Raw genomic sequence first — 24,443 nt, forward strand, 5'->3', positions numbered from 1 at the left:
GTCTTACTTCAGATCAACCTGATAGAAGATGTGTTTGCCAAACGGATCGATCTCATAGCCGGTCACTTCTTTGCGTACCGGTTCAAAGATGGTCGAGTGGGCAATCATTACCGCAGGCGCCTGATCGTGCATGATTTGCTGTGCCTGGCGGTACAGCTGAATGCGTTTGTTATGATCCTGCTCGCTGCGGGCTTCGGTGATCAGCGTATCAAATGGCTTGTAGCACCATTTCGAGGAGTTCGAGCCACCATTGGCTGAGGTGCAGCTGAATAACGGACCGAAGAAGTTATCCGGATCGCCCGTGGCGGTCGTCCAGCCCATCAGCGCCGCCTGATGCTCACCGTCTTTCACCCGCTTCAGGTATTCACCCCATTCGAAACTGACGATTTTGGCCTGGATGCCCACTTTCGCCCAGTCGGCCTGAATCATCTCCGCCATGCGGCGCGCGTTCGGATTGTAAGGACGTTGAACCGGCATCGCCCAGAGTTCGATAGTTGTGCCCGGCTTAATCCCGGCTTCCTGCAACAGGGCTTTGGCTTTCTCTGGATCGTAGTCGTAATCCTTCAGATCCTGATCGGCACTCCAGACGCCTGGTGGCAGCAGATTCTTGGCCGCTGTTCCTGTTCCCTGGAATACGGCTTTGATGATCGCCGGTTTATTGATCGCCATTGTCAGCGCCTGGCGGACTTTCACGTTATCCGTAGGCGGCTTTTGCGTATTGAAGGCCAGGAATCCGGTGTTCAGACCCGCCTTCTGCATCAGAGTCAGATCGGTGTTTTCTTTCATACGTGGCAAATCGGCTGGATTTGGGAACGGCATCACCTGACACTCGTTCTTCTCCAGCTTGGCCAGACGCACCGAAGCATCAGGCGTGATAGAGAACACCAGACGATCCAGCTTTGCTTTGCCCTGCCAGTACTCAGGGAAGGATTTGAACAGGATGCGGGAATCTTTCTGATACTGCACCAGCTCAAAAGGTCCGGTCCCGATCGGCACCTGATCAACCTTCTCTGGCGTGCCCGCTTTTAACATCGCGTCGGCATATTCAGCCGAGAGAATGGAAGCAAAGTACCAGCCCAAATCGGCCAGGAACGGGGCCTCTGCATGGGCCAGCGTAAAGCGCACGGTATTGTCGTCCACTTTCTCGATATTCTGGATCAGAGAGCCGAATTCAAGGCTTTCAAAGTTGGCGTAGGTGCCGTTAGAGACGTTGTGGTAAGGGTTTTTCGGGTCTTTCTGCCGCATAAACGAGAAGATCACGTCATCAGCGTTGAAATCACGGCTGGGTTTGAAGGCTTTATTGCTCTGAAACTTCACCCCTTTGCGCAGGTGGAACGTGTAGGTTTTGCCATCGGGGCTGATTTCCCAGCGCTCTGCCAGACTTGGGATCAGCTCTGTCGTACCAACCTTGAAATCAACCAACCGGTTATAAACAGGTACGGCGCTGGCATCCACGCTGGTCCCTGAAGTATAGAGCTGCGGATTGAAGTTTTCCGGCGAGCCTTCCGAGCAGAACACCAGAGTTTTCGCCGCGGCCCCAGAAGCCACAACCAGCGTCAACGCGGCAACTGCCGTCCTTAGTACTGATTTTCTCATCTCCATCCTCGCTTTAGAGTGCTTTTTTGTCTGTCCTGAACAGCTAACAATCTAATCGCTAACTCTTTGGGGAGCCAGTAAAAGACGACTTTTTAACCATAATATTTGGTTATATTTCAGATAATTGAAATTTATTACCCGACAGGATCGACGAAATCCCGGCGTGGGAGGCCAGCGTGGCTTGAGAGATTGCAGGGAGAGAGGAACGGTGGCCGTTCCCTGCCGGGTGACAGGGAACAGAGAGTGGCGCAAACGCCAGCTGACTAACTTATCAGTTCAGCTTGTACTCAAGGGTGATCTCAGCATTTAACACCTGAGAGACCGGACAACCGGCCTTCGCCTGGTTGATGATTTCATCAAATTTACTGCTATCAATGCCCGGCAGTTTTACCTGGCTTTGCAGGGCGATTTTGGTGATCTTAAAGCCATCACCCGCCTTGTCCAGTGACACATCGGCCACGGTATCAATACTTTCCGGCGTGAAACCTGCATTGCCTAACATCAGCGACAGCGCCATAGAGAAACAAGCCGAATGGGCCGCGCCAATCAGTTCTTCCGGGTTGGTGCCTGGTTTGCCTTCAAAACGGGTATTAAAGCCATACGGCTGATCTTTCAGCGCGCCGCTTTCGGTACTGATAGTGCCTTTACCCTGCTTAATATCGCCTTCCCAGTGTGCCTGCCCTTTCTTATGAATGGTCATGACTGTCCTCCTGTTTGTTTATCATGAACATTCAGTATAGTGGCTTCTCAGCGCTTCGCCGGAGGAAGTGCCTTAACAGGTCATTTTCCGTACAGCGCCTTAAGCCCTTTCCGGCTGAGGGCTTTGACCTCAGCCTGACTCTCTGATAATTATAACAAATCCGTTTTACCCCCTCACAGACACAGGAAGACAGGATGACCCAGCAACTGGCCCGCCAGCTCAGCACCCGTTTTTATCGCTATCTTGCCGTCACCAGCCAGAGCGATGCCGCAGCGAAAGTCTTACCCAGCACGCCTGAACAACACGACATGGCGAAGATGCTGGCCGAAGAACTGCGTGAGCTTGGCTTACAGGACGTAGTGATTGATGAATTCGCCACCGTTACGGCGGTAAAACCGGGCAATCGCCCTGCTGCGCCTCGCATAGGTTTTATTACCCATATCGATACCGTGGACGTTGGCCTTTCTCCCCATATTCATCCGCAGACGTTGCGCTTCGAAGGCAAAGATCTGTGTCTGAATCAGCAGGAAGATATCTGGCTGCGCACCGCTGAGCATCCTGAGATCAACGCCTATCAGGGACAGGATGTGATTTTCAGCGATGGCACCAGCGTATTGGGAGCGGATAATAAAGCCGCTGTCACCGTGGTGATGACGCTGATGGAAAACCTGACACACGACACGCCACACGGCGATATCGTGGTGGCGTTTGTGCCAGATGAAGAAATTGGCCTGCGTGGTGCGAAAGCCCTCGACCTGAAGTCCCGCTTTGATGTCGACTTTGCTTACACCATCGACTGCTGTGAGCTGGGTGAAGTGGTCTATGAAAACTTTAATGCTGCGGCTGCTGAAGTCCGTCTGACGGGGGTTACCGCGCACCCGATGTCCGGCAAAGGCGTGCTGGTCAATCCGCTGCTGATGGCGATGGATTTTGTTGGCGAGTTCGACCGGTTCGAAACGCCTGAACATACCGAAGGCCGCGAAGGCTATGTCTGGTTTAACGATATGACCGCCAACTCGAACGAGGCGCGGTTGAAGGCTTCAATCCGTGACTTTGACCTGGCCTCTTTTGAGCAACGTAAGCAGAAAATCGCTGATGTGGCGGCTAAAATCCGCGAACAGTATCCGACTGGTAAAGTAGAATTTACCGTCACGGATACCTACAGCAATATCAGCAATGCGATCGGCGAAGATCGTCGTGCCATTGATTTGATCTTTGCTGCGCTGGAAGAGCTGGCTATTACGCCGAAGGTGACCCCGATGCGTGGCGGTACTGATGGCGCTGCGCTTTCCGCTAAAGGGTTACTGACGCCAAACTTCTTTACCGGTGCGCATAACTTCCACTCAAAGTTTGAGTTCCTGCCGGTTGATTCGTTTGTGAAGTCCTACCTCGTTGCAGAAAAACTCTGCCTGCTGGCGGCTAAATAAGTTGAAAAGCAAAAGGGGCGAATTGCTTCGCCCCTTCTCAATCTGCCCTTCTGCGTTATTTCACGCTCTGGCGATTACTCTTTAACGGCTACGTCAATGCCTGGGAAGAACTTCGCGGCCAGTTTGGTCACGGTGCCATCAGCCTGAACTTTAGTGATAGCGGTGTCCAGTTCCTGCTTCAGCTTGGCGTCATCTTTACGCAAGCCAAAACCGATCCCCACGCCCAGGATCTGCGTGTCGTCTACCGCACCACCCGCAAAGGCAAAGCCTTTACCCTGCGGCTTTTCCAGGAAGCCAGACTGACCAGCAGCCGACATCACCAGCGTGCCATCAAGACGGCCAGCAACCATGTCGTTGTAGACCTGGTTCTGATCCTGATAGGAGGTGATGGTGACACCCTGTGGTTCCCAGTGCTTCTTGGCATAGGTTTCCTGCACTGAACCCTGCAACACGCCGAGGGTTTTGCCTTTTAAAGACGCCACGGTAGGCTGCAGTCCGGAGCCGGTTTTGCCGATCAGCTGGCTTGGAATACGGTAAATAGGTTTGGTGAAGCCAATGCTTTTCATGCGCGCTTCGGTGATGTTCATCGCCGAGTTGATCGCATCAAATTTCTTCGCGGCCAGCGCCGGGATCAGCGCATCAAAGCTGCTTTCAACCCAGCTGCATTTGAAATTGCCCGCCTGGCAAATCGCTTTGCCCAGTTCGATATCAAACCCTTCCAGATCACCGGACGCGTTGCGGCTTTCGAATGGCGGATATTGCGACTCCAGACCATAACGCAGCGTTTCCTGCGCCAGAGCAGACATGGAAGACAGCAAGCCAACAGCCACAAACAGTGCATTCAGTTTCTTCATCAACTTCCCCTCAGGAGTATTATTAGCGAGGCTTCACCTGGCAGAGCGCCTGCGCGCCAGCCTTGAGTGTGGCCTCGTCTTTTGCGAAAGAGAGACGGATCAATTTATTGTCAGTACCGTCCGTGTAGAACGCCGAAAGTGGGATAGTTGCTACACCGTGGTCAACAATCAAACGTTTTACCATTTCGCTGTCGGATTCGTCACTGAAATCTGCATAGCTGGCCAACATAAAGAACGATCCGGAAGAAGGCAGCAGCTTAAACGGTGACTCTTTCATCAATTCCACCAGCAGATCGCGCTTGTGCTGATAAAACTCTCCCAGTCCCAGATAGTTAGCTGGTTCACGCAGGTACTCCGCAAACGCCACCTGCATCGGCGTATCGGCGGCATACATCATAAACTGGTGGACCTTAACCATCTCTTCCATTAACTCTGCAGGTGCCAGGCAATAGCCGACACGCCAGCCCGTCACATGGAAGGTTTTACCGAAGGAAGAGACGATAACGCTGCGTTGCGCCAGTTCTGGATGCGTAGCCATGCCCTGATGCTGACGCCCATCAAACAGGATGTGTTCATAGACTTCGTCGGACAGCACCACGATGTCGGTGTGACGGGTGATGGCCGCCAGTTCATCCAAATCGGCCCGTGACAACACCTGAGCGCTTGGATTATGCGGGGTGTTGATGATAATCATCCGCGTGCGGGAAGTTATTGCCGCGCGGACTTCATCCCAATTAATAGCGAAATCGGGCACCTGCAACTTCAGTCCAACCGGGACACCGCCCTGCAGACGAATCACCGGTGCATAGCTGTCAAAGGCCGGTTCAAAGAAGATCACCTCATCGCCGGTGTGTACCAGGCCGCCAATTGCCGCATAAATTCCCTGACTGGCACTGCCGGTAATCAGCACTTCGCTGCCTGCATCATAGTGCTGTCCATACAGCGTATGCACCTTGCTGGCTAACACGTCTTTCAGTGCGCCAAGCCCGGTCATCGGTGCGTACTGGTTATAGCCCTGCTCCATAGCTTTGGTGACGCCATTGATCAGCGCCACGTCACAAGGGAAGTTGGGCGCGCCCTGAGACAGGTTGATGGCGTTGTGCTGGGCTGAAAGCTGCCCGATAACGGCGAAAATGGTGGTGCCCACATCCGGTAATTTTGAACGCTGCTGTACAGAGGATTTGAGGGTCATGCTGTCTCCGTTGGAGGTGAAATGCGCAATCTCTCTATTCAACGTGAGCGCACTTGAGCCGACAAGCGAATTGTTGTCATAATAGCTATGACTTTTAAACATAGCTCAGAGGCTAACAATGTCACGGCGCTCGCTCCCGCTCAATGCAATCCATGCCTTCATTGTCACCGCCCGGCACCTTAATTTGACCCGCGCCGCCGGGGAACTTTGCATCACACAGGGTGCGGTCAGCCGCAAAATTGCTGCGCTGGAGAGCTGGCTGGGCTTTGCCCTGTTTGATCGCCATGCGCGCGGGTTAAGCCTCACCGCTCAGGGTGCTAGCTTACTTCCAGCCATGAAAACCTCTTTCGAGCAGATGATGCAAGCCGCCGAGCAGGCCAGTAAAACCCATGGCGTGATCCGCCTGAAAGCGCCGACCTGCGCCATGCGCTGGCTGGTACCCAGACTGGTAGCGCTGGAGCAGGCGCAACCCGATCTGCATGTCTCGCTGACCAGTACGGTCGACCACAGCACGCAGCTGGACAATCATGACGTGGCGATCCTTTACGGCAGCGCACCGGCGGGCAGCTCGCGATTATTTGATGAAGAGCTGACCCCGGTGATGGCCACCAGCCTGCAGCCTGAAGAGCCGATGGCGATCGGCGACCTGTCGCGCTTTACCTTTTTACACCCTACCGCAGATAGCCGTGACTGGCAGCTGTGGCTAAGCCAACAGCAGGCAGCCGTTTCACAGAAACGGAATCAGCATTTCGATACCATGGATTTAGCGATCAGTGCGGCTATTCAGGGGTTTGGCGTGACGGTGGCCGATGTGACGTTGATTGAGGCGGATCTGGCGATGAAGAGGCTGATTGCCCCGTTCAGTGAAACGGTGAAAACGGGCGCGGTCTACAGTCTGATCCAGCGCCCGTCTGAAGAAGCGCCACCGCAGCTTGCGGCTTTAGTGGCGTGGCTGTGTCGGCGGTGATAACCGCCAGGCTTTTAGAAGGAAACCCACTCATCTGCCGAAGCAGCAGCAGGCTTGGCCGCCAGCGAGCGAGTGACACCGGCTGCTGGTTTCACATAAGCCGCTGGTGATGGTGTGGAAGCAGAAGCTGGTGACAGGCGGAATTTAGACACCGACAACGTCAGTTCTTCCGTCTGGCGTTCCAGCTGGCTTGCCGCCGCCGACACCTGTTCCACCAGCGAGGCGTTTTGCTGCGTCACGCTGTCCATTTCCGTGATAGCGGTTCCCACCTGCGAGATGCCTTTGCTCTGCTCTTCAGAAGCGGAGGCGATCTGCTTCATGATTTCGGTGACTTCCTGTACGCCGCTGAGGATCTCGTTCATGGTGCTGCCAGCGTCACCCACCAACTGCGACCCTTTATCCACGCGGGACACCGAATCAGCAATCAGGGTTTCAATCTCTTTCGCTGCACCGGCGCTGCGCTGCGCCAAATTACGCACTTCGCTGGCTACCACGGCAAATCCACGACCCTGCTCTCCGGCGCGTGCAGCTTCTACCGCCGCGTTCAACGCCAGAATGTTGGTCTGAAAAGCAATGCTGTTGATCACGCTGGTGATCTCGGCAATTTTCTTCGAGCTGCCCGCAATGCCCTGCATGGTGGTGACCACATCGCTCACCAGCTTGCCGCCTTTGCTGGCTGTCACTGAGGCCGTCTGCGCCAATTCACTTGCCTGACGAGCGTTATCGGCGTTGAATTTCACCGTTGCGGTCAGCTGTTCCATGCTGGCCGCCGTTTCTTCCAGTGCCGCAGCCTGCTCTTCCGTCCGCGAGGAGAGGTCGTTATTACCGGAGGAGATTTCTGCCGCGCCACGGTAAATATTGTCTGTGCCGCTGCGGATGGCACTCACCGCTTCACGCAGGCTGTCCTGCATGGCTCGTAGCAGAGGAACCAGTTTACCCACGCAGTTACGCCCAATATCTTCCAGCGGATGGCTCAGGTCACCGTCAGCAATCAGGCGGAAGTGTTCACGCATTCCATCCAGCGGACGAACCAGCATTTTCACCAGATAGCGGTCGGTGAACAGAAGAATGACCAGACCGGCGATCACTGCCAGCACAATCACAATTTTGGTGACATCGGTCAGATGGTCAACGGTGACTCGCGTGCTATCCAGCTTTACGCCCGCAGCCTGATTGAATTTATCAACCGTGCTACCGAAATCCCGGCTTAATGCAGGTGTAACGGTCGTCGCCTGACGGCGGAAATCATCGAGATTACTTTGCTGCGCCAGCTGCATCTGCGGCTGTACGCCGTTATCGAGCAGCTTTTGCCAACTGTCGATCACCGCAGCTGAATAGCCAGGCTCCATCGGGCCGGGTGACTGAGCTTTAAAATCAGCCAGCAACTTAGACATGTTATCCAGTGCCTTCTGCACAGAAGCCATATCAGCCGCCGCCGTAGCGCTGCCCGACTGGCGGGACTCCACTGCGCGGGTCAGACGGGTGATCACACGGAAATACTGATCGTTTCCTTTGCTCAGGGTGGTCATTTGGTTGACCAGGTCACGATCAACCTCATTGCCTTTGCCCAGGGCATTCAGGGAATAAACGCTGTACATGCCTACGGCAGACCACATCAGGCAAAACAGCCCGAGGATCCAGAGCATCACGCTGCGGATGGTAAAGTTTCTTAACAGGTTCATAACTACTCCGTAACGGTATAAATGCGGATTTCATCGCCTGCACTAGCGGGCGCTTATCCGGTGTTATCGGCACGGAGTGAGAAAGTCTGAGGGGATAAACCCGGCTATTCAAAAACTTACACTGACATCCAGTTCAGTTAAGTCTTTGCTGCTTAAGCCATTTCGGGTAAATCGACGGGGATTATAGATTTACCCTGGAAATTATTTTGTTACGCAATTAGTCTTTTAACCGCACCATCCCCTTCATTAACAGACGGAATAACTGAGTGCGGCGGCGCATAAAGCGTTTTTCCAGCTTGACTGCCGCTTGTCCCTTCACGCCAAATCGCATGACTTTGTCTTCCCAGGGACGCCAGGCGGGCCAGTTTATTTCCCCTTCGAGTTGGTGAGTAAAGGCACTCGCATCCCGGGCAAAACTCAGCCAATAGTCGCTGACTGTTTTAGCAAATGCATGATCGTTCTCGGTAAACGGCCGATCGCTCATCTCTTCCCCAAAGGCATTCAGCGTGTCCATTGTGTAAGGAATTTCGTTACCATGCCAGGTGCCGTTCACATAGAGATCGCGCGCATTTTCAGAAACATAATCAAAATAGTAGCGCCAGGCAGGCATGCCGTTACGGTGCTGCGCCAGTGCGGCGATGTACCCCATCGTGGTGAAGGTCATGTCTCTGGCCACCTGGCGGCCCAGCTCACGATCATCGTAGATGCCGTCGTACAGCATGCGGATCATTTTCAGCCGCAGCCCGAGTCGCTGAGTCTGACGCACCCCGGCAATCACTTTTGCTGGGTCAACGCCGAAGTAACTGAGTACGCTAGCCTCATCGCTGTTGCTGCCAATCATCAGCGGCAACTTTAGCTGCTTAGCCGCGGTAAATACGCTGAGCATGGGTTCAGGTAATACACAGTCTCCTGAAATAGCGACCGGCCCGGTAGACAAGGATTTATCGAGCGGCCAGAAAGCTTCAGCGGGTAACGCTCGCAGCTGCTCCGCCGTCGCCTCTTCCAGCTTAAAATGAGAGGCAAGCTTCACCCCGGTTTCGAGCGCTTTTTGGCGAGGAACATCAGGCAGCGTATAAGCACTTTGAGCGATGCCCTTGTGAAACAGCCCGGCGGCTAGAGGCGAGGCGAAAAGCGAAAGGACACTTCTGGCCCCGGAGGATTCGCCAAAAATGGTGACATTACTGCTGTCACCACCAAAACTGGCGATGTTGCGCTGCACCCATTGCAGAGCGGCAATCTGGTCGAGCAAAGCGAAATTATTCACTACTTCACCCGGCGGATACTCTTTGTCCAACGCTGGATGAGCAAAAAAGCCCATATGACCCAGACGGTAGTTGAGCGTCACCAGCACCACACCGCGCGAAGCCAGCGGCAAACCGTTATAAGGAGCCAGACCGCCTGCCCCCATCACAAACCCACCGCCATGGATCCAGACCATCACCGGGAGAGGACGCGCAGGTTCAAGCTCGGGGGTCCAGACGTTCAGATAAAGACAGTCTTCACTAAAGTTACCCGGATCGCCACCGCCTACGGCCAGACAATATTCCCGGTTCTGCCAGCTGGCATTTCCCCAGGCGGTGGCATCACGCTCCCCCTGCCAGGGGGCAATGGGTTTTGGCGGTTGCCAGCGTAAAGCGCCAACGGGAGGTGAAGCATAGGGAACGCCTCTGAAAACAAAAATGCCGTCTTCAAGACTTCCGCGAAGCCGTCCCTCCGCTGTGCTGGTCCTTAATAAACGATCGTGTTTCATCATCTCATCCTGAAATAGCCTGCTAACCATTATTTGCAGCCATGAGACGAAAGTCCAATCTTTGCGGCCATTTGCAGATTATGCTGAACGGGCCACAAGAGAAGAAAAAGAGAGTTTCAGAGAAGTTGAGTTTCATCGTTTACCGTTTTTGATTATGTTTTCCTCTCCCCTTATTTGAAAGGATTTGACCATGTTTTCGGCCCTGAATACTGGATTTTCCCGTCTGACCGACCATCCTGACCTGGGCAAATTGGTGCTGCGCCTGACCTTTGGTATTTTGCTGCTGTTTCATGGCGAATTCAAAGTGATCCATGGCGTAGGCTGGATTGCCACTCTGCTGAAAGCGCATGGCCTACCCGGCTTCGTCGCTTATGGTGCCTATATTGGCGAAATTGTTGCCCCGATCATGATAATCATTGGCCTGATGACTCGTCCTGCCGCTTTTGTGATTGCGGTGAATCTGGTGGTCGCCACGCTGCTGGTAAAAACTGGCGCGATTTGGGGCCGGACCAACGTAGGGGCCTGGGCACTGGAAGGCGAAGCGCTTTACCTGTTTGGTGCGGTGGCGATTATGTTCCTTGGCGCGGGTAAATATGCGCTAATAAAAAATCCTCGTTTACAGTAAAAAAAGTCGGGGCAAGACTTTTTGCCCCTCTTTATCAGTTCATCTGCGTCACACCGCATCTCGCCAGACTGGCTTTTTGCCTCTGTGCATACAGCGCAATTTCATCCTGCACTGTCGCTCCTAACGCTTTTTCAAACTCGGCCTTGCTGCTGTGGCCCTGAGTTCTGGGTTGATTTTCACTGCCCAGATTGGACTGGAAGATCCCTGCGGCACTGACCGGCAGGAAATCTTCATAAATCATCGGCGTTGCGACGATCAGTCCCTCTGCAAGCAGCGACTCAACAGGCAGCTGTGCAATTCTCTCTGGAGTGGATCTGCCCTTTTCGCTCAGGCGGTAAGTAAACCAGGCAAGCTGTTGCTCTCTTAAGCTTCTGGCATCATCTGGAAAATCCCGAAAAACTTCGCCCAGTTTCTGTTGGTGAATGGGGTTCTCACTGCCGGTTTCACTCACTTGCAGCAAGCGATCGTACAGTTCACGGCCTTTGGCGGTGAGTGCGATGCCACGCTGCTCGATTTCTCCAAATCTGGCGGTGTGTGTTCCCTGCTGAGCGTCCCGGAAACGCACAACCTCATCAAGCGCTTTGAAACTGGTCTGTCGCAGCAGGATCGGGACTTCACGACGAGGCGGGCCTTCAATAATCACCTTCGGCGTGATCCCGGCTTCGGGCATCAGCGATTGCACGCGATCGATATCCAGCGTCCGTGGCGTCAGGTGATTGATATGGCAACCGGGAAAACAAACCACATCAGCAATCAGACGGTGCTGCTGAAGCAGAGCCTGATAGGTAGCTTGATCAACGGTGGTTTGCTGATGCCAGCGGAACGTTTCCAGCACTTCAGGAATAAACTCTTCGGCCTGCTGTGCGGTCAATCCGCCCTGCTGCTGATGCAGATTGACCAATTCGCGGCAACGCGGCGTGAAGATATCACGTGCGGCTAAAATTTCAGCGGCCTGCTGCTGCAAAGCGGGATCGTCAATCAGCTCTAAACGGAGTAAGGAGGTAAACAGGCGGAAAGGGTTAGCGTTCAGCGCTTCATCCTCTACCGGACGAAAGGCGGTGGAATGGACCGGCACACCGGCCTGCGAGAGGTCATAATAGCCGACGGGATACATGCCCATAATGGCAAAAACCTGCCGCAACAGGGACAGTTCAGCTGCCGTGCCAACGCGAATCGCGCCGTGACGTTCCACGCTGAGCCTTGAGAGCTCATTGTCACGTTCCAGCTGCTGCTTCAGGGTCGGATTTTGCGCCAAAACCTCTGCATTGACCTGCGAAACCAGCTTCAGCAGCGTGCCATATTGCGGCACTTCCTGCTGATACATCTCCGACATTGCACTGGCAAACCCTGCGCGAAGGCTGTCGGCGGATACCCATGAACTTTCCATTTTCTGACCCTTATTGCAGTGATGCAGTCAGAGTACTGGAAAGCGCCGGAGCCGGAAAAAATTATTGTTAAACTGTGATCCTGTCCGACATTGGCAGCTAACGAAGGTAGCCGTAACGGTATTTTGCCACCAGCAGCAAGGAGGTCAGCACCGCTGGGATCGCCAGGCTTGAGAACACGTCGGTGATATTCCAGCCCATCGACAGCATCTGCGCGCCAGCAAAAGCACTGAGAATGGCTCCAATTCGCCCTACGCCATGCATCCAGCTGGAGCCCGTAGCGCGGGCGTGAGTGGGATAATAGCTGGCCGAAAGGGCATTCATGCCGGTATTGGCCCCGTTCAGGCAAAATCCGCTGCAGAAAGCAACCAGGCTGAGGATCAGCGTGTGGGCCGGAGCAAAACCAATGGCTACGGTGGCGATAGCGCCGGTGAAGTAGATTGCCGCCAGCGCCAGGTTGGCATTAAACCGATCCATCATCCAGCCGGCAAAAAGCGACCCTACCGTGCCGCCAGCCTGATACATCGCGGTGACCAACGCCGCCTGTGTGACCGTCATCCCCATATCTTTCACCAGCGAAGGTAACCAGCTGCCGATCAGGTAGACGAGGAACAAGCCCATAAAATAAGCGCCCCACAACAAGGTGCTGCCCAGCAGGTAAGGACGGCTTAATACCAGACGGGCCGCGCCTTGATGTTGTGGCTTTTCAGGCAGGACGAACTGGCGTCCGCTCAGCGGTTGGTCCGGCGCCATTTTAGCAACAATCTGGCGGATTCGCTCAGCCGGAGCCTGCCTGGAAATCAGGAAACGCACGGACTCCGGCAGGCCTTTAATCAGGATGGGCACCATTAGCAGCGGTAACAGGCCGCCCACCACTAACACCGCGTGCCAGCCAAAATTGGGGATCAGCCAGGAAGCAGCAAACCCACCGCCCGCCGCGCCAAAGGTGAAGCCACAGAACACCACGGTGATAATGAAGGCGCGTTTACGTTCAGGAGAGTATTCCGCCACCAGCGTGCCAACATTGGGCATGGCTGCCCCCATTCCCAGCCCGGTCAGGAAGCGGAACAGCATCATCTGGTCGACGTTTTGCGACAGCGCAGTCATCAGCGTCCACAGGCCGAAAAAGAACACGCTGCTGATGATCACCACCCGGCGACCAAAACGGTCAGCCAGCGGCCCTGCCAGCATTGCTCCTAACGCCAGGCCAATCAGTGCGGCACTGATCACCGCCCCAAGTTGATGGGTGCTCACGCCCCAGTCACTTTTCAGCGCCGGTGCAATAAACCCCATCAGGGCAATGTCCATGCCGTCCATTGCCACTACGGCAAAGCACAGGGCAATGATCCTTTGCTGGTAACGGCTGATGCGACCTTGGTTAATCAAGGCACGAACATCAATCGCAGCGGTACTTTCCACGTTAGCGCTCCATGGGCCAGCAGCATTCAGGGGCTGGCGTCGTTTCCTGAAAAAAAGTGTCGGTTATGATAACGGATTGTCCGCCTGTTGACCTGGCTAATTGATGATGACGGGGTTTGTCATTCGCCCATTTGATAAAGAGCTTTGATATAAAACCCGTCACACCGAGCAGAAAAGTGATGGAAAACTGTGCAAAAGCCTCAAATGTTAACTAAATTTTGCAATAAGGTTAACAGATCTCTTTACTGCGCCTTGCCAGTTGGCTGGCCTGCTACTTACGCTGGATTATGGATAAAAATTACCTGTTTAATCAGCGCATTCGCTTGCGCCATCTGCATACCTTTGTCGCCGTTGCTCAGCAAGGGACTTTAGGCCGTGCCGCCGAAACGCTGTCGCTCAGCCAACCTGCGCTGTCTAAAACCCTCAACGAGCTGGAGGAACTGGCGGGTGCTAGACTGTTCGATCGCGGGCGTTTGGGCGCAAAGCTAACGACGATGGGCGAGCAGTTCTTAACGCATGCGGTCAGGATCCTTGATGCGCTTAATCACGCTGGACAGTCCTTTAGCCCGGCCGATATTGATCAGCCTGCCGTGCTCCGTGTCGGCGTGTTAACGACCGTGGCGCTGGGCATGCTGCCTTCGATACTGGATCGCTTCCATCAGCTACAACCCCAGGCAATCGTTCAGGTCGCTACCCTGCACAACAATGTGTTAATTGCCGGATTGAGGGCCGGGGAGTTCGACGTGGGGATTGGCCGCATGGCCGATCCTGAGATGATGACCGGGCTGACCTATGAACTGCTGTTTATGGAAAACCTGCGGCTGGTTGTGCGGCCTGATCACCCGCTACTGAGTGACAACGTCACACTGTCTAAGGCGCTTTCCTGGCCAGTAGTGATCTCGCCAGAAGGCACGGCACCAAGGCGTCTGGCAGATGAGATGATTAAAGAACAAGGTTGTCGCCTGCCTTCAACCCTGGTGGAGACGTCCGCGACTTCCCTCGCCCGACAACTCGCCCTGCGTTACAACTACGTCTGGTTTGTGCCTTCCGGCGCGATCAAAGAAGATTTACTGCATCAGTCGCTGGCTGCCTTGCCAATTGCCACACACGGGCCTGGCGAATCTGTTGGCATCATCACCCGCACCGGCGCACCTCTGAGCCTGAGCGCAGAAGTGCTGCTGGCTACCGTCCGTAAATCCCATTCTGGTTAGCCAGCGCTAAAGTTAACGGCTGCGTTTGGCGTGGCGCTCCCGGTTTTCCAGCCGGGCCTGCTCCGTTTTCTTCAGTCCTACATAGCAGGCACCGCTACCACCGTGTTGCGGTAGCGCGCAGCAATAGGCCTGCACCAGCTCAAACTGCTGAAGCCAGCGATCCAGATAGCTGCGCACAATATTGGCGTGGGAATCATCCTCACGGCCTTTACCGTGCACGATCAGCAGATTGCGGTAGTTCTCCTGCTCTGCCAGCAACATAAAGCTGTAAAGAGTCTGGCGACAGGCCTCCACCGGTTGTCTCAACAGATTTAGCGTGGCGCTGGCAGGATATTTCCCCTGTCGTAGTTTTTCGAGGACGCCCTGCTGGATCCCCTCGGCTTTAAACTCCAGTGGCGTATCGCGCGGGAGAATGGTGAGAAAACCGCTGGTAAGAGGATTATCTAACTGCTGCTCTTCCAGCGCGGTGCGGGGAGATTTGGTTGAGGGGGATTTCAACCAGTGAACATTGGCACAATCCTTAAGCGGCTTAACGTCTTCCATTTCCATCGCATCTTTAAACAGATCCTGCTCGTCAAGATTCATTTTGCGGTCCCCCGGAGGTCATAAAAACGCAGGTGGAGAGAGGCTCCACCCAGCAAGTTTAGCAAAAGTCTGGCCGGAAGCGATCCCCTTAACCCTCCAAACCTAAAGGAGCGTCAATTTCGATTTATACCCTGTCTGCCGGCCTGAGTAACTTTCTTGCCCCGGCGAGCGCTTCGCCAGGTTTACCCTTCTTTGATATCGTCGGGTTGTCTGGACCCGGACGGTTTTATCCCTCTTTGCAGGGATTTTGATGCTTATCATAAAAGTAGAACAACCTGCTCGCGTGACGGAAAAATGAAATACAAACCACTACCCTGACGCTCCAGGAGCAGGTATTCAGCCTGATGAATGATTAAAGTTAATATATTCAATGGGATGAAATTTTGTACAGCATCCCTTCTTTTTATATGGCTAAAACTGCTCGGATCAGTTCCCTTCTGTAACAAAAAAATGTTAAAATTGATTCCAGTCAATAATCAATCGAGCGTATCTCTATGATCCCGGAAAAGCGTGTTATCAACAGACGTATCCAGTCTGGCGGTTGTGCGATTCACTGTCAGGATTGCAGCATCAGTCAGCTCTGTATTCCTTTCACGCTGAACGAGCATGAACTCGATCAGCTGGATAATATTATCGAACGCAAAAAGCCGATCCAGAAAGGCCAGACGCTGTTCAAAGCTGGGGACGAGTTGAAATCGCTGTACGCTATTCGTTCCGGAACCATCAAGAGTTATACCATCACCGAACAGGGTGACGAACAGATTACCGGTTTCCATCTCGCGGGTGACCTGGTGGGCTTTGATGCCATTAACGGCGGTCAACACCCTAGTTTCTCCCAGGCGCTGGAAACGGCGATGGTGTGCGAAATTCCTTTTGAAACCCTCGATGACCTGTCAGGTAAAATGCCCAGCCTGCGCCAGCAGATGATGCGTCTGATGAGCGGCGAGATCAAAGGCGACCAGGAGATGATCCTGCTGCTGTCCAAGAAAAACGCTGAAGAGCGCCTGGCGGCCTTTATTTATGGCCTCTCCCGCCGGTTTGCCGAACGTGGCTTCTCACCGCGCGAGTTTCGTCTGACCATGACCCGTGGCGACATCGGTAACTATCTGGGCTTAACGGTAGAAACCATCAGCCGTTTGCTCGGCCGTTTTCAGAAAAGCGGTATGCTGGCGGTGAAAGGCAAATACATCACTATTGAAGATCATGATGTGCTGTCGCAGCTTGCCGGTCAAAGCCGCGCAATAGCCTGATGATTCTCAGCCGGGTTGCTCTGCCAACCCGGCTTCGTTTTCCCCTTCCTGCAGCAAATCAGCATTCACCTCTCTAAGCTCCAGCTTTATATAAAAGAAGAAAAGAGAAAAGCACCTCAATCCGTTCGACTTGCCTGGTTTTTAGCCCTTTTCCCGTTGCTGAGTTCCTTGTGAATAGCCTGCTTATTATTTGTTATAATATTGATCCGCCTATAACTTTTTCCTTCTGCACCAGGCGCTATTGGGCTATCTTTAAGCTATCAAGATCAGTGTCTGGAGAACCCGTTATGACCAAGTATCAAAACATTCTCGTTGCGATCGATCCGCAACAAGACGATCAGCCTGCGCTCCGCCGCGCTGTGTACCTTAACCAGCGCCTTGGTGGCCGGATCACCGCTTTCCTGCCTATCTACGACTTCTCGTACGAAATGACCACCCTGCTGTCGCCAGATGAACGCACAACGATGCGCAAAGGCGTGGTCAGTCAGCGCACCGAATGGATCCGCGAACAGGCCCAGTCTTATCTGGATGCGGGTGTGGCCATTGATATTAAGGTGATTTGGCATAACCGGCCTTACGAGGCGATCATTCAGGAGGTGCTGAATGGCCGTTACGACCTGGTGCTGAAGATGGCTCATCAGCACGATCGCCTGCAGGCGGTGGTCTTTACCCCAACCGACTGGCATCTGCTGCGTAAATGCCCCTGCCCGGTATGGATGGTGAAGGATCAGCCCTGGCCGGAAGGCGGTCGCGCAGTGGTAGCCGTTAACCTCGCCAGCGAAGAACCTCATCACGACCCACTGAATACCAAGCTGGTGAAAGAGACGCTCGAGCTGGCGGATTTAGTCAACCATACCCAAGTTCACCTCGTTGGCGCCTACCCTATCACTCCAATCAATATCGCCATTGAGCTGCCAGACTTTGACCCAAGCGTCTATAACGATGCGATCCGTGGTCAACATCTGCTGGCAATGAAAGCGTTGCGGCAGAAGTTCAGCATTGATGAGAAGTTCACTCACGTAGATAAAGGCTTGCCTGAAGAGGTTATCCCGAATTTAGCTGAGCATCTTGATGCTGGTGTGGTGGTGTTGGGCACGATTGGCCGCACCGGTATCTCTGCCGCTTTCCTGGGTAATACGGCTGAGCAGGTCATCGATCATCTGCGCTGTGATTTGCTGGCGATTAAACCAGACGGTTTTGCCTCGCCGATTGAACTTGATGATGATGAGGACGATTAATCACCGTCTTTAAAGATCAAAAAAGGCCGGGAATACCCGGCCTTTTCTCTGTAAACCCCAGCCAGACGGGGGTTTTCTTTTACAACGCTTTCAGAATGGCATCAACGGTAGCTTTCGCATCGCCGAACAGCATCTGGGTGTTCTCTTTAAAGAACAGCGGGTTCTGGACACCAGCATAGCCGGTGTTCATTGAACGCTTAAACACCACCACGTTTTGCGCTTTCCACACTTCCAGCACCGGCATACCAGCGATTGGGCTGCGGGGATCTTCCTGTGCAGCCGGGTTCACCGTATCGTTGGCGCCAATCACCAGCACGGTATCCGTGTTGCTGAAGTCGTCGTTGATCTCGTCCATTTCCAGCACGATGTCATAAGGCACTCGGGCTTCAGCCAGCAGCACGTTCATGTGCCCAGGCAGACGACCGGCAACCGGATGGATACCAAAGCGAACTTTGATCCCACGGGCGCGCAGCTTTTCGGTAATTTCCGCAACCGGATATTGCGCCTGCGCTACCGCCATGCCGTAGCCCGGGGTGATGATCACCGAAGTGGAGTTCTTCAGCATCTCTGCCGTGGCCTGCGCATCAATTTCGCGATGTTCGCCCACTTCATCGGTTTCACCCGTTGAACTGCTGTCGGTACCAAAGCCGCCGGCAATCACGCTGACAAACGAACGGTTCATCGCCTTACACATAATATAAGAGAGGATCGCCCCGCTTGACCCCACCAACGCACCGGTCACAATCAGCAGGTCGTTGCTGAGCATAAAGCCCGCCGCTGCCGCTGCCCAACCTGAATAAGAGTTAAGCATTGAAACCACAACCGGCATATCCGCGCCACCGATGGAGGCCACCAGATGCCAGCCGAAGGCCAGTGCAATCAGCGTCATAATCAGCAGTGCAAAGATCTGAACGCCAGTGCTGTCCGTGCGGACAAAGGCGATCAGCAGGCAAAGTGAAACCACCAGCGCCAACAGGTTCAGCTTATGACGATGGGGCAGCATCAACGGGCGTGAGGAAATTTTTCCGCGCAGTTTGCCAAACGCTACCAAAGACCCCGTGAAGGTCACCGCACCGATAAAGATGCCGACAAACACTTCGGTCAGATGGATGTTTTCCAGCACCGCATCCAGGCCAGGGCCGTGATCGAGGTAGCTGTTAAACCCAACCAACACCGCCGCCATACCGACAAAGCTGTGCAACACGGCAACCAGTTCTGGCATTTCGGTCATTTCGACCTTTTTCGCCAGACGAATACCAACAGTGCCACCGATGACCATGGCTATCAGTACCCAGCCAACGTTGCCGCTGTCCGGGCCAAGCAAAGTGGCCAACAACGCAATCGCCATCCCGCTGATGCCGAACAGGTTGCCCTGTTTTGCCGTTTCATGTTTCGCCAACCCAGCCAGGCTGCATATAAAAAGAATTGCGGCAACAATGTATGCTGCAGTCACTAATCCGCCAGACATTGATTACCCCTTAGTTCTTACGAAACATTTTCAGCATGCGCTGAGTGACGGTGAAACCACCGAAAATATTGATACTGGCAATCAGTACCGCAACAAATGACAGGAAGCTGACCCAACCGCCATGGCCGATTTGCAGGACAGCGCCGACGACGATGATCCCTGAAATCGCATTGGTCACTGACATCAGCGGCGTATGCAGCGCATGACTGACGTTCCAGACCACGTAGTAACCGACAACACAGGAAAGTGCGAAGACGGTAAAGTGCGACAGGAACGCGGCAGGAGCCACGTTGGCGAACCAACCAAACAACACAATAGCCAACGCGAAAAGCGCATATTTGCGGAAAGGAGAAACCGGCTTCTTCTCTACTTTTTCGATAGATTTTGCCGCTGGGGCCGCTTTCGGTGCAGCAGAAACCTGAATTGGCGGCGCAGGCCAGGTCACTTCGCCTTCGCGGATAACCGTAACACCGCGGATGACCACGTCTTCGAAATCAACGGTGATTTCGCCGTTTTTCTCTTTGCACAGCAGTTTCAGCAGGTTGACCAGATTAGTTCCGTAAAGCTGGGAAGACTGGGTAGGTAAACGGCTTGGCAGATCGGTATAGCCAATGATTTTCACGCCATTTGCGGTAGTCGTCACCTGATCGGCTACGGTCAGTTCACAGTTGCCGCCAGTTTGTGCCGCTAAATCGACAATCACGCTGCCCGGCTTCATCGAAGCCACCATCTCAGCGGTAATCAGCTTTGGAGCCGGACGGCCTGGGATCAGCGCTGTGGTGACAATAATGTCCACCTCTTCAGCCTGGGCCGCAAATAACGCCATCTCTGCCCTGATAAAGGCTTCTGACATCACTTTGGCGTAACCGTCACCGCTGCCGGCTTCTTCTTCAAAGTCCAGCTCAAGGAACTCGGCACCCATACTCTGCACCTGTTCTTTTACTTCAGGGCGGGTGTCGAAGGCGCGGACGATAGCGCCAAGGCTACCCGCAGCACCGATCGCGGCAAGGCCTGCCACACCAGCACCAATCACCATTACTTTCGCTGGTGGAACTTTACCTGCGGCGGTGATCTGGCCAGTGAAGAAGCGGCCAAATTCGTGCGCGGCCTCAACGATAGCGCGGTAGCCAGCGATGTTAGCCATGGAACTCAACGCATCCAGTGACTGGGCGCGGGAAATACGCGGCACGGCATCCATCGACATGACGGTCACTTTGCGGGCTGCCAGTTTTTCCAGCAGCTCAGGATTCTGTGCTGGCCAGATAAAGCTCACCAGCGTACTGCCTTCACGGGTCAGGGCAATCTCCTGGTCATCCGGTGCGTTGACCTTAAGAACGATATCGGATTGCCAGACGGTGGCAGTGTCTACCAGCGTGGCCCCTGCTGACGCATAAGCAGCATCATCAAAACTGGCCAGTTTCCCGGCGTCGTGCTCAATCGCGACACTGAAGCCGAGTGCTAAAAGCTGCTCTACCGTTTTCGGTGTGGCAGCGACACGCGCTTCGTTGGGCAACCGCTCTTTGGTTATTCCAATTAGCATAATATTCCCTTTCATCAGAGGTAAGATGATGGTTGGTCCTGCTGCAACAGCCAGAATGACCGGTGCAGGATCTGTTTCAAACTGTTTATAACCTACTGAAAATACGAGCTGCGATCCAGCCACAGCCCGACACTTCGCAACTTTTCATATAAAAATTCAGAGACAAGTGGCAAAAGCATCACTTTGATGCTGTATTTACTCGACAAATACGCATAATCTGCTAGCAAAAAACACCCTGACTCGTTTATTGAGAATGCAAAAACATATTATTTAACAATGAATTAACGATATAAGTGATATCAATAACCTGCTTAGGTGGTAAGCCGGGGGCTAACCACGCAATTTAACAATTTTTCAATCACCTCATCCCTTCTACGCTCACTGGCGACAGCGCACCGCTCAAAATGGCTGAGACAGCAGGCATTATTACATGCAATAATCGGCTGCTAATCTGTTACACATCAAGAGTCCAGCACGTTTTCGTACTCATTTTTTGCGTAAGGCGAAGGATTATTTTTATGAAGCTGAAGAACACCATTCTGGCGTCAGCCCTGTTGTCACTGACATCACTCTCCGCTTTTGCGGCACAGGAACTGTCTCCAGAGAAAGCGGCCACGCTCAAACCCTTTGATCGCATTGCGATTTCCGGCCGTTTTAATGCAATTAATGACGCCAGCGCTGCCGTGTCTAAACGGGCCGATGAGCTAGGTGCGGCTTCCTACTATATCCAAAGTATCAGCGATACTAATGGCAATGGCGGAAACTGGCGTGTCGTCGCTGATGTTTATCACAACGACGCCGCTCAAGCAGCGCCGTCAGACGACCGTATCATCAACGGTGTCCGTGAATTGAAAAAGGCAGATGCCTACAAATTAGAACCCTTTGATACCGTTTCGATCAGTGGTTTCTACCGTAGTCAGCCTGAAGTTAACGATGCCATCACCAAAGCGGCTAAAAAGAAAGGCGCTGCCTCTTTCTTTATTGTTCGTCAGATTGATGCCAACAGTGGCGGTAACCAGTACATCACTGCCTATGTCTATAAAGCGGATGCAGCAGAGCGTAAAGTTCAGTCTCCTGACCTGATCCCTGCTGACTCTCAGGCTGGTAAAGTAGCCCTGGCAGCCGGTGGCGCAGAAGCCGCTAAAGTGCAGATCCCAGGCGTTGCCTCTTCCGCAACCCCAAGCGCCGATGTGGGACGTTTCTTCGAAACGCAGTCCTCTTCCGGCCAGCGTTACACGGTTAAAACACCTGATGGCAAAAGCGTGCAGGAAGTGAATGCCGTGACTGCTGCTCAAATGCAGCCGTTCGATAGCGTGACCTTTACCGGGCATTTCGGTACACCAACCGAAATTTCTGAAGCTGTAGGCCAGGCCGCTATCAAGAAAGGCGCGAAGTACTATCACGTCACGCGTCAGTGGTCGAATCAGAGCGGTGGTAACCTGACCGTGTCTGCTGACCTCTTCAAGTAATCTCCCTGAGAGACGGCTGCCAGGCCGTCTCTTCTCTTTGCATACTTTCCAGCACTTTTCTGCATAACCAGTCATAAACCAGCCTGTTCGCATTGCATCTGTTGCGCTCACTCCGTAGAATCGCCGCCGTCTTCAGTGGATCCCTTCACCGCATCCGCGCTTTACTCGCATTAAAAGCGATGGATCTTCACTGAACTGGTTTTTTATTCTGCTATCGGGATGTTTTTTTGGACAAAAAATTAGGTCTTACCGCGCTCACCGCTCTGGTGCTCAGCTCGATGCTTGGCGCAGGTGTTTTCAGCCTGCCGCAAAACATGGCGGCAGTAGCCAGTCCGGCAGCGCTGTTAATTGGCTGGGCAATCACTGGCGCAGGCATTATTTTGCTGTCACTGACGTTGCTGTTACTGACACGTCTGAAACCCGAGTTGGATGGCGGCATTTTCACCTATGCCAGAGCAGGCTTCGGCGAGCTGGTAGGATTTTGTTCAGCCTGGGGCTACTGGCTTTGTGCGGTGATAGCTAACGTCTCCTATCTGGTGATCGTTTTTTCCGCGCTCAGTTTCTTCACCGATTCACCGGGACACGTGGTGTTTGGCGATGGCAACACCTGGCAGTCTGTGCTTGGTGCCTCGGTGCTGTTGTGGATGGTCCACTGGTTGGTACTGCGCGGCGTGCAAACGGCAGCCAGCATCAACCTGGTCGCGACACTCGGAAAATTGGTGCCTTTAGGACTGTTTGTGGTGCTGGCTGCCATTGCGTTTAATTACGACCGATTCCATTTTGATTTCACTGGCCTGGCGCTGGGTACACCGGTCTGGCAGCAGGTGAAGGACACCATGCTGATTACGCTGTGGGTATTTATTGGCGTGGAAGGTGCCGTTGTGGTTTCTGCCCGTGCCCGTAATAAGAAAGATGTTGGGCGAGCCACCTTGCTGGCGGTGATGGCGGCATTAATCGTTTACCTGCTGGTCACCCTACTCTCTTTGGGCATCGTGCCAAGAGCTGAACTGGCTGAGATGCGCAATCCCTCCATGGCGGGGTTGATGACCAGCCTGATCGGTTCCTGGGGAGACGTGATCATCGCCGTGGGCTTGGTTGTGTCGGTTTGTGGTGCATACCTGAGCTGGACGATCATGGCTGCTGAAGTTCCGCTGATGGCCGCTGAACATGGGGCTTTCCCCCGCTCTCTGGCCAGGCAGAACCGTCGCGGTGCCCCTTCGGCTTCTCTCTGGCTCACCAACATCAGCGTGCAAGTGTGCCTGGTGTTAATCTGGCTGACCGGCTCGGATTACAACACGCTGCTGACAATCGCCTCAGAGATGATCCTGGTGCCGTATTTCCTGGTCGGGGCTTATCTGTTCAAGGTGGCGCGTCAGCTCAACCGGCCTGGCGTAATGGCTATCGCCAGCGGAGCCAGCATTTACGGTCTCTGGCTGCTTTATGCCTCAGGCCCGCTGCATTTACTGCTTTCTGTGGTGCTGTATGCGCCTGGCGTGATGCTGTTCCTGTTTGCCCGCCGCGGTGGACGAGGGACGGAGAAGCTCAACGTGCTGGAAAAAGGGGCAATGGCTTTGCTGGTGATAGCGTCGCTACCCGCGATGTGGACGCTGGCTAGCTAGTGCGAGAAGGCAGGAAGGTTGACCGTTAAGCGGTCATCATTCTGCTGCAGGGTAAGCGGCTTGACGTACTCCTGATGGACGAGGTCAAGCTGCCGATCCGACAGCGAATAAGGCAGAAGAATATCAAACTGTTCAATGTGTTGTTGTTCAGCGAGGGTTATCAATCGGGCGATATTGATCTCATCACTGACCTGGGTCGAAATGATTTGTAACGCCAGCGCTTTCAGCCTTTCGGAAGGGATTTCCGGCAGGTCCCGGGACTTGCGGGTCACCACACCAAAAATCGGGATAACCCCGTAAATCGCATCCATGAAGCTCCAACGCTTTTTGCAGGAAGCGGCGAGAAAATCGATATAATTGAGGCAGATATAATCACTGCACCCGGCAGATGCCAGCTTTTTATCAGACACTCTCGTTCTCCTTTCTCTCAAGATTATTCCCCTGAGTCGCCACAGCAACCCGGCGC

At 53.8% G+C, this 24,443-nt stretch carries 20 protein-coding genes and 1 pseudogene; 9 read left to right on the plus strand and 12 right to left on the minus strand.

Annotation, left to right across the window (positions count from 1 at the left end):
- Window positions 1-3: 3 nt before the first annotated feature.
- A complete protein-coding gene (locus tag WCC56_RS02265; RefSeq protein ID WP_424690823.1) occupies window positions 4-1,596 on the minus strand; it encodes an ABC transporter substrate-binding protein in 1,593 nt (530 codons plus the stop codon).
- A 271-nt stretch (window positions 1,597-1,867) separates the two neighbouring features.
- Window positions 1,868-2,296, minus strand: a complete 429-nt coding sequence (locus WCC56_RS02270; RefSeq protein WP_424690824.1) for an OsmC family protein — start codon at window positions 2,294-2,296, stop codon at window positions 1,868-1,870.
- 194 nt (window positions 2,297-2,490) lie between these two features.
- Between WCC56_RS02270 and pepT the strand changes: the two genes are divergently transcribed.
- Complete coding sequence (gene pepT, locus WCC56_RS02275; RefSeq protein WP_424690825.1) at window positions 2,491-3,723, plus strand: peptidase T; 1,233 nt, start codon at window positions 2,491-2,493, stop codon at window positions 3,721-3,723.
- A 74-nt stretch (window positions 3,724-3,797) separates the two neighbouring features.
- Here pepT and WCC56_RS02280 read toward each other — a convergent pair whose 3' ends face one another.
- A complete protein-coding gene (locus tag WCC56_RS02280; protein WP_424690826.1) occupies window positions 3,798-4,577 on the minus strand; it encodes a transporter substrate-binding domain-containing protein in 780 nt (259 codons plus the stop codon).
- A 22-nt stretch (window positions 4,578-4,599) separates the two neighbouring features.
- Window positions 4,600-5,769, minus strand: coding sequence for a methionine aminotransferase (locus tag WCC56_RS02285; protein ID WP_424690827.1), 1,170 nt, complete (start codon window positions 5,767-5,769; stop codon window positions 4,600-4,602).
- Between the two features lie 118 nt (window positions 5,770-5,887).
- On the opposite strand from WCC56_RS02285, the gene WCC56_RS02290 reads away from it, so the two are divergent.
- Window positions 5,888-6,736, plus strand: coding sequence for a LysR substrate-binding domain-containing protein (locus WCC56_RS02290; protein ID WP_424690828.1), 849 nt, complete (start codon window positions 5,888-5,890; stop codon window positions 6,734-6,736).
- 14 nt (window positions 6,737-6,750) lie between these two features.
- Here WCC56_RS02290 and WCC56_RS02295 read toward each other — a convergent pair whose 3' ends face one another.
- Both WCC56_RS02295 and WCC56_RS02300 read right to left on the minus strand, forming a co-directional pair.
- Window positions 6,751-8,418, minus strand: a complete 1,668-nt coding sequence (locus tag WCC56_RS02295) for a methyl-accepting chemotaxis protein (RefSeq protein ID WP_424690829.1) — start codon at window positions 8,416-8,418, stop codon at window positions 6,751-6,753.
- Between the two features lie 217 nt (window positions 8,419-8,635).
- Complete coding sequence (locus tag WCC56_RS02300) at window positions 8,636-10,168, minus strand: carboxylesterase/lipase family protein (protein ID WP_424690872.1); 1,533 nt, start codon at window positions 10,166-10,168, stop codon at window positions 8,636-8,638.
- A 190-nt stretch (window positions 10,169-10,358) separates the two neighbouring features.
- Here WCC56_RS02300 and WCC56_RS02305 point away from each other — a divergent pair, with 190 nt between their 5' ends.
- Window positions 10,359-10,793: a DoxX family protein gene (locus WCC56_RS02305; RefSeq protein ID WP_424690830.1), complete on the plus strand. Its 435-nt coding sequence runs from the start codon at window positions 10,359-10,361 to the stop codon at window positions 10,791-10,793.
- Between the two features lie 34 nt (window positions 10,794-10,827).
- Here WCC56_RS02305 and hglS read toward each other — a convergent pair whose 3' ends face one another.
- Together hglS and WCC56_RS02315 are read right to left on the minus strand one after the other, a co-directional pair.
- Window positions 10,828-12,180, minus strand: a complete 1,353-nt coding sequence (gene hglS, locus WCC56_RS02310; RefSeq protein ID WP_424690831.1) for a 2-oxoadipate dioxygenase/decarboxylase HglS — start codon at window positions 12,178-12,180, stop codon at window positions 10,828-10,830.
- A 97-nt stretch (window positions 12,181-12,277) separates the two neighbouring features.
- The gene (locus WCC56_RS02315; protein ID WP_424690832.1) at window positions 12,278-13,597 is read right to left on the minus strand and encodes an MFS transporter; all 1,320 of its coding nucleotides are present in this window, start codon (window positions 13,595-13,597) and stop codon (window positions 12,278-12,280) included.
- Between the two features lie 287 nt (window positions 13,598-13,884).
- Here WCC56_RS02315 and WCC56_RS02320 point away from each other — a divergent pair, with 287 nt between their 5' ends.
- Window positions 13,885-14,808 carry a LysR substrate-binding domain-containing protein gene (locus WCC56_RS02320; protein ID WP_424690833.1) on the plus strand — a complete coding sequence of 308 codons (924 nt, stop codon included), beginning with the start codon at window positions 13,885-13,887 and terminating at the stop codon, window positions 14,806-14,808.
- Window positions 14,809-14,820: 12 nt separating this feature from the next.
- On the opposite strand, the gene smrA is transcribed toward WCC56_RS02320, so the two are convergent.
- Entirely contained in the window at window positions 14,821-15,393 is a 573-nt protein-coding gene (gene smrA, locus WCC56_RS02325) for a DNA endonuclease SmrA (protein ID WP_424690834.1), read from the minus strand.
- 104 nt (window positions 15,394-15,497) lie between these two features.
- Between smrA and WCC56_RS02330 the strand changes: the two are divergent.
- From WCC56_RS02330 to uspE, 3 genes and pseudogenes are all read left to right on the plus strand, one after another.
- Window positions 15,498-15,691, plus strand: a pseudogene (locus tag WCC56_RS02330) (cytochrome C biogenesis protein CcdA); the annotation flags it as partial.
- A gap of 196 nt (window positions 15,692-15,887) precedes the next feature.
- Window positions 15,888-16,643: an FNR family transcription factor gene (locus tag WCC56_RS02335; protein WP_013202029.1), complete on the plus strand. Its 756-nt coding sequence runs from the start codon at window positions 15,888-15,890 to the stop codon at window positions 16,641-16,643.
- A 287-nt stretch (window positions 16,644-16,930) separates the two neighbouring features.
- A complete protein-coding gene (uspE, locus tag WCC56_RS02340) occupies window positions 16,931-17,881 on the plus strand; it encodes a universal stress protein UspE (RefSeq protein ID WP_424690835.1) in 951 nt (316 codons plus the stop codon).
- 79 nt (window positions 17,882-17,960) lie between these two features.
- Here the strand turns inward: uspE and pntB are convergent, their stop codons facing one another.
- Window positions 17,961-19,349, minus strand: coding sequence for a Re/Si-specific NAD(P)(+) transhydrogenase subunit beta (pntB, locus tag WCC56_RS02345; protein ID WP_424690836.1), 1,389 nt, complete (start codon window positions 19,347-19,349; stop codon window positions 17,961-17,963).
- A gap of 10 nt (window positions 19,350-19,359) precedes the next feature.
- On the minus strand, window positions 19,360-20,889 hold the full coding sequence (pntA, locus tag WCC56_RS02350; RefSeq protein WP_424690837.1) for a Re/Si-specific NAD(P)(+) transhydrogenase subunit alpha: 1,530 nt from the start codon (window positions 20,887-20,889) through the stop codon (window positions 19,360-19,362).
- Window positions 20,890-21,407: 518 nt separating this feature from the next.
- Between pntA and ydgH the strand changes: the two genes are divergently transcribed.
- On the plus strand, window positions 21,408-22,358 hold the full coding sequence (gene ydgH / locus WCC56_RS02355; RefSeq protein ID WP_424690838.1) for a DUF1471 family protein YdgH: 951 nt from the start codon (window positions 21,408-21,410) through the stop codon (window positions 22,356-22,358).
- A 227-nt stretch (window positions 22,359-22,585) separates the two neighbouring features.
- Entirely contained in the window at window positions 22,586-23,977 is a 1,392-nt protein-coding gene (locus tag WCC56_RS02360) for an amino acid permease (RefSeq protein WP_424690839.1), read from the plus strand.
- Here the strand turns inward: WCC56_RS02360 and WCC56_RS02365 are convergent.
- A complete protein-coding gene (locus tag WCC56_RS02365) occupies window positions 23,974-24,387 on the minus strand; it encodes a hypothetical protein (RefSeq protein ID WP_424690840.1) in 414 nt (137 codons plus the stop codon). The genes WCC56_RS02360 and WCC56_RS02365 overlap by 4 nt on opposite strands.
- Window positions 24,388-24,443: the final 56 nt, after the last annotated feature.

The organism is Erwinia sp. (assembly GCF_049696395.1).
GTDB lineage: Bacteria > Pseudomonadota > Gammaproteobacteria > Enterobacterales > Enterobacteriaceae > Erwinia.

Bases quoted from the DNA above. Each gene is read 5' to 3' on its own strand.
- WCC56_RS02265 (WP_424690823.1), bottom strand. From the start codon at position 1,596: ATGAGAAAATCAGTACTAAGGACGGCAGTTGCCGCGTTGACGCTGGTT.
- WCC56_RS02270 (WP_424690824.1), bottom strand. From the start codon at position 2,296: ATGACCATTCATAAGAAAGGGCAGGCACACTGGGAAGGCGATATTAAG.
- pepT (WP_424690825.1), top strand. From the start codon at position 2,491: ATGACCCAGCAACTGGCCCGCCAGCTCAGCACCCGTTTTTATCGCTAT.
- WCC56_RS02280 (WP_424690826.1), bottom strand. From the start codon at position 4,577: ATGAAGAAACTGAATGCACTGTTTGTGGCTGTTGGCTTGCTGTCTTCC.
- WCC56_RS02285 (WP_424690827.1), bottom strand. From the start codon at position 5,769: ATGACCCTCAAATCCTCTGTACAGCAGCGTTCAAAATTACCGGATGTG.
- WCC56_RS02290 (WP_424690828.1), top strand. From the start codon at position 5,888: ATGTCACGGCGCTCGCTCCCGCTCAATGCAATCCATGCCTTCATTGTC.
- WCC56_RS02295 (WP_424690829.1), bottom strand. From the start codon at position 8,418: ATGAACCTGTTAAGAAACTTTACCATCCGCAGCGTGATGCTCTGGATC.
- WCC56_RS02300 (WP_424690872.1), bottom strand. From the start codon at position 10,168: ATGAAACACGATCGTTTATTAAGGACCAGCACAGCGGAGGGACGGCTT.
- WCC56_RS02305 (WP_424690830.1), top strand. From the start codon at position 10,359: ATGTTTTCGGCCCTGAATACTGGATTTTCCCGTCTGACCGACCATCCT.
- hglS (WP_424690831.1), bottom strand. From the start codon at position 12,180: ATGGAAAGTTCATGGGTATCCGCCGACAGCCTTCGCGCAGGGTTTGCC.
- WCC56_RS02320 (WP_424690833.1), top strand. From the start codon at position 13,885: ATGGATAAAAATTACCTGTTTAATCAGCGCATTCGCTTGCGCCATCTG.
- smrA (WP_424690834.1), bottom strand. From the start codon at position 15,393: ATGAATCTTGACGAGCAGGATCTGTTTAAAGATGCGATGGAAATGGAA.
- WCC56_RS02335 (WP_013202029.1), top strand. From the start codon at position 15,888: ATGATCCCGGAAAAGCGTGTTATCAACAGACGTATCCAGTCTGGCGGT.
- uspE (WP_424690835.1), top strand. From the start codon at position 16,931: ATGACCAAGTATCAAAACATTCTCGTTGCGATCGATCCGCAACAAGAC.
- pntB (WP_424690836.1), bottom strand. From the start codon at position 19,349: ATGTCTGGCGGATTAGTGACTGCAGCATACATTGTTGCCGCAATTCTT.
- pntA (WP_424690837.1), bottom strand. From the start codon at position 20,889: ATGCTAATTGGAATAACCAAAGAGCGGTTGCCCAACGAAGCGCGTGTC.
- ydgH (WP_424690838.1), top strand. From the start codon at position 21,408: ATGAAGCTGAAGAACACCATTCTGGCGTCAGCCCTGTTGTCACTGACA.